Source organism: Anabaenopsis arnoldii (assembly GCF_028331025.1).
GTDB lineage: Bacteria > Cyanobacteriota > Cyanobacteriia > Cyanobacteriales > Nostocaceae > Anabaenopsis > Anabaenopsis arnoldii.
Genome location: NZ_JAQMUH010000129.1, coordinates 1 through 5324 on the forward strand (window position 1 = coordinate 1; position 5324 = coordinate 5324).

3 protein-coding genes and 1 pseudogene are annotated in these 5324 nt (G+C 42.3%); 1 reads left to right on the plus strand and 3 read right to left on the minus strand.

All coding sequences use genetic code 11. The features are described from left to right. Window positions 1–351: 351 nt before the first annotated feature. Entirely contained in the window at window positions 352–903 is a 552-nt protein-coding gene (locus tag PN457_RS11485; protein ID WP_271733452.1) for an SRPBCC family protein, read from the plus strand. A gap of 250 nt (window positions 904–1153) precedes the next feature. Here PN457_RS11485 and clpB read toward each other — a convergent pair whose 3' ends face one another. The 3 genes and pseudogenes from clpB to PN457_RS11500 form a co-directional block, all read right to left on the minus strand. Then, on the minus strand, window positions 1154–3772 hold the full coding sequence (gene clpB / locus PN457_RS11490) for an ATP-dependent chaperone ClpB (protein WP_271733453.1): 2619 nt from the start codon (window positions 3770–3772) through the stop codon (window positions 1154–1156). Window positions 3773–3977: 205 nt separating this feature from the next. Then, entirely contained in the window at window positions 3978–4922 is a 945-nt protein-coding gene (locus PN457_RS11495; RefSeq protein ID WP_271733454.1) for a tetratricopeptide repeat protein, read from the minus strand. Window positions 4923–5100: 178 nt separating this feature from the next. Next, window positions 5101–5184 (minus strand): annotated as a pseudogene (locus PN457_RS11500) (YqaE/Pmp3 family membrane protein); the annotation flags it as partial. Window positions 5185–5324 lie beyond the last annotated feature (140 nt).

Consider the following 5324-nt stretch of genomic DNA (forward strand, 5'->3'; position numbering starts at 1 on the left):
TAAATGGGGCGTACAACATATTAAGAAAAGCAGTCCTGAACGCTTTTGCAGACGGGATAGAGGGGTTAGGAGTAACTCCAATCAGGTTTACCCCTGGTAAAGTGACTTTGTAGATTTGTCTATAATTTCACAAACTCTACTTGACATCCCATGTATTTTACTTATAGTTTTGATAAAAAGTGATAAGAAGTACGTTTTTTGCGGATATATTCAGTATGATTTCGGTTAAAAGATTGGTTGAGGCAGCAAAACAGTCGAACTAGAATTTAATTGGTTCGACTAGATACTATGGAATGGTTTGTGTGTTTCATCACTCACAGGTAGAGAAGTTGAGGAGTAACTGAAATTAGTATGTCTGCATCTCATATCTCCAACTCGATGATTACAGGTTTGAATATCCCTTGGACTCAAGACAAGCAATTGTCACTGATGCAGGGTGAAATTTTCTTGCAAACCTTACCCCATACAGCTTGGGGTGGTGCGGTTACAGCTTGGATGTATTTACCACTACTGCGATCGCATGTATGGCAGCAATTAACTGATTACCGTCGTTGGGTGGAATATTTTCCTGATATTATCAAAAGTCAAGTTTTGTCACAAGCTCAAGTGAAGCGACTGTATCAATCTGCACAAAAGAAATTTTTATTTCTCACAGCCGAAGTAGAAATTTATCTTCATGTCGTAGAACTGCTAGGGGAACAAATTCAATTCCGCATGGAAAGAGGGAGTTTTGCCGACTTCAGCGCCACTTTAGATCTAAAAGATTTGAGTCATGGCACTTTGTTAGCATACCGAGTACAAGCTACCCCTAATATTCCCATCCCCTCTGTTTTGATTCAACAAGCCATGAATTTTGAGTTACCGGCAAATATGCGTAATATGCGACAAGTTTTATGTCAGTAGGCATAACTACAAAGGTGAAACTCTGGTAATGCGGGCACTTTTCCCGCTATTACTATAGCATTTCCCATGCTCGTGAGGTACATTTTTTTTAGTTTGAGGGAACAGGGAACAGGGAACAGGGAACAGGGAATAGGGAATAGGGAATTGGTGTGTACTTCATGAGCCTGAAAAAGGCTCTATACCTGACCCAGATAGAATTTAGCGTTAAATAGGGGACTTAGTCCTTGTCCCCTACTGATGCTTATTTTTCTTAACTGGTAAACACTTCTACAGGTAAACGACTGAAGGAAAGACGCTCATTTTGTACATCCACAAAAATAGTGTCGCCGTCGTTGAATTCACCCCGTAAGATAGCCTTAGCAATTTGAGTTTCTAACTCTCTTTGAATGGCTCGCTTGAGTGGGCGCGCACCATACACAGGATCATACCCTACTTCTGCCAAAAAGTCAAGGGCTGCATCGGAGAGTCTCAGGGATATCTTGCGATCGCTTAATCTTTCCCTTAATCTTTCTAGTTGTATTAGCACAATCTGGCGCAGTTCCTTTTTCTCCAAACCGTGGAAGATAATCATTTCATCAATACGATTGAGGAACTCTGGGCGGAAACTATTGCGCATAGCTTCCATAACTCGGCGGCGCATTTCATCATACTGTGTAGCCTCCCCAGCCACATCGAGAATATACTGTGAACCGATATTACTGGTCATGATAATAATCGCATTCTTAAAGTCCACAGTATGACCTTGGGAATCGGTGACACGACCATCATCGAGGATTTGCAGGAAAATATTAAATACGTCCGGGTGTGCTTTTTCGATTTCGTCGAACAAAATCACAGCATAGGGACGACGGCGAATAGCTTCGGTTAACTGTCCCCCCTCTTCATAACCCACATATCCAGGAGGCGCACCAATTAACCGGGAAACCGTGTGTTTCTCCATATATTCAGACATATCAATGCGCACTAAAGCCTCTTGTGTGTCGAACATATAGGCCGCCAGGGCTTTGGCTAACTCAGTTTTACCGACACCAGTCGGACCGAGGAAAATAAAGCTAGCTGTGGGACGATTGGGGTCAGCTAGTCCCGCGCGGGATCTTTGGATAGCATCGGCTACAGCTGTAACCGCTTCAGCTTGTCCCACGACGCGGCGGTGTAGTTCATCTTCTAAATGCAGAAGTTTTTCCTTTTCTGATTCTACTAACTTGCTGATGGGGATTCCTGTCCACTTAGAAATAATTTCCGCAATGTCAGCTTCTGTGACTTCTTCACGCAATAGGGATTTACCAGTTTTTTGGGCGTTGGCTAATTCCCCTTCTGCGGCTTCTAATTGGCGATGTAAATCTGTTAACTTCCCATATTTCAACTCTGCAGCACGATTCAGGTCATAATTTCTCTCTGCTTGCTGTACTTCTAAATTAACTCGGTCAATTTCTTCTTTAATTGACTGAATTTTGTTGATAATATCTTTTTCCGATTGCCATTGAGCAGTCAGGGTTCTTTGTTCTTCTTTGAGATCCGCTAGTTCTTTTTCAATTCTTTCTAAACGTTCTCGAGAAGCTGCATCTGTTTCTTTTTGCAAAGACAGCTTCTCCATTTCCAATTGCAAAATCTTACGGTCAATTTCGTCTAGTTCCTCTGGTTTAGAGGTAATTTCCATTTTTAACCGTGCCGCAGCTTCGTCTACCAAGTCAATGGCTTTATCTGGGAGGAAGCGATCGCTAATGTACCGACTAGACAATGTAGCGGCTGCAACTAAAGAACTGTCGGATATTTTTACCCCGTGGTGGACTTCATAGCGCTCTTTCAACCCCCGCAATATAGAAATTGTATCTTCTACACTGGGCTGATCTACATATACTTGCTGGAAGCGTCGTTCTAAAGCCGCGTCTTTTTCAATATATTTACGATATTCATCTAAGGTGGTCGCCCCAATACAACGCAATTCACCCCTGGCCAACATGGGTTTTAACAAGTTCCCCGCATCCATAGCGCCTTGGGTAGCACCAGCACCGACGACGGTATGAATTTCATCAATAAATAAGACTATATTACCGCCGGATTCTGTAACTTCTTTTAATACTGCTTTGAGTCGTTCTTCAAATTCCCCCCGGAATTTAGCCCCGGCGATTAAAGCACCCATATCTAAGGCGATTAATTTCCGGTCTTTCAGGGACTGGGGGACATCACCAGCAATAATTCTTTGGGCGAGTCCTTCAGCGATGGCGGTTTTACCAACACCTGGTTCACCAATCAGCACGGGATTATTTTTAGTACGTCGCGATAGAATCTGCACGGTGCGGCGAATTTCATCATCCCGGCCAATAACTGGGTCTAGTTGACCTTTACGTGCTGCTTCTGTCAGATCACGTCCGTATTTTTCCAGTGATTGATATTTTCCTTCTGGATTTTGGTCGGTCACTTTTTGACTCCCACGAATTTGCTTAATAATTTTTTTGAGTTTACCTTCGTCTAAACCAAATTCTTGGCATAAAGCTTTACCAAAGCGGTCATCTTTGGCGTAAGCCAGTAATAAATGTTCAATAGAAATATATTCGTCTTGGAAATCTTGACGATATTTATCTGCTCTATCTAATAGTGTATCTAAACTGCGACCCAGAAATACAGATGTACTGCTACCAGATACTTTTGGTTGGCGTTGGAGAAATTGGTCAGTGCGATCGCGGATTCTTTGCAAATCAACACCCGCTTTAGTTAATATGCTGCTAGCTAAACCATCTTGTTCTAGCAAGGCTTTCATCAGGTGTTCGCTTTCGAGCTGCTGTTGCTGATGTTGTTTAGCAATATCTGGGGTATGGGCGATCGCTTCCCAAGCTTTTTCGGTAAATTGGTTAGGATTAGTGGGTTGCATAGGCTTTTGCAATAATAAAGAACCGCCAAGGATAAATACCTTCAGGCTGCACCGACTGAAAATTTCTATTGTTAATCCATATTGTAAGCAGCACCCCTGATCAGCGAGATCGGTGTTCACGTCTTCTGTGAGTGGTATTTCCCTTCCCCTGCTCCTGAATTTACAAATCTTCTTAGGAAGAACCGAGTATAACCTACATGAGATTTCAAAGGGACTGAATATCCCTAATCAACTCTAAGGTCAGTTGATAGGGTTCTTGTTGTCCCTCTTGCTCAAACAGATTTGCAGCTTGCTGAAGGTCAGCTACTGCACCTTGCTTATTTCCCAAACCAAGACGGGAAATTCCTCGCGCCAGGTAGGCTTTAGCGTAGCTAGGGTTAATTTTGATAGCTTGATTCAAATCAGCGATCGCTTGTCCATAGTCTTCTAATTGAGCACGTGCAAATCCCCGGAGGTAGTAAGTGTCCTCATCGTTAGGATTAATCTTGATAGCTTGGGTATAATCAGATATTGCCCCTTTATAGTCTTCTAATCTACTACGGGCAATCCCTCGATTATAGTAAATATCCGCATCGTTAGGATTAATCTTGATAGCTTGGGTATAATCAGATATTGCCCCTTTATAGTCTTCTAAACTACTACGGGCAATCCCTCGATTATAGTAGATATCAGCATTGTTAGGATTAATCTTGATAGCTTGGGTATAATCGGCTATTGCCCCTTGATAGTCTTCTAAGCCACTACGGGCAAATCCTCGGAGATAGTAGGTATCAGCATCGTTAGGATTAATCTTGATAGCTTGATTAAAATCAGCGATCGCCCCTTGATAGTCTTCTAATAGACCACGAGCAATTCCTCGCATGACGTAGGCTTGAAAAAACTCAGGATCAATCTTGATCACCTCGGAAAAATCAGCGATCGCTCCTTGGTATTCTCGTTGTTCCAGCTTCTCTATACCTTCAAAAAAATAATTACGCGTTTGTAACTGCTTTCCCTGTTTCCACTTCCCAGAGTTGGTTGCAGCACATTGGCTTGTATTGCACACTGCACCCACTACCTGGGGCTGTGCTAAGATTATCGATATCCCTAATACTGTGCTTGGTATTATTCTGAGTAACTTGGGTTGGGTATTGTTGATTTTAACTACCATCTGTCAGTGCCAATTATTAATTGTGTATATCATAACAGCACATGGAATTACCTACTTCCAAGAAACACATAAAAAAAAGAGAGTGACAACAAAAAGCGATCGCGTTCTGTAAACAATCACATCCTGGATTTTTACCCCAATAGGGAGGATAGGCTCACAAACCCATCCCCCCAAACCTTTATTTCCTCGCAATTACCCAGACTGCGTGGACGATTCCAGGAATATAACCCAAACAGGTCAACAAGATATTAATCCAAAAATCTAGAGTTTGTGAAATTATAGACAAATCTACAAAGTCACTTTACCAGGGGTAAACCTGATTGGAGTTACTCCTAACCCCTCTATCCCGTCTGCAAAAGCGTTCAGGACTGCTTTTCTTAATATGTTGTACGCCCCATTTAA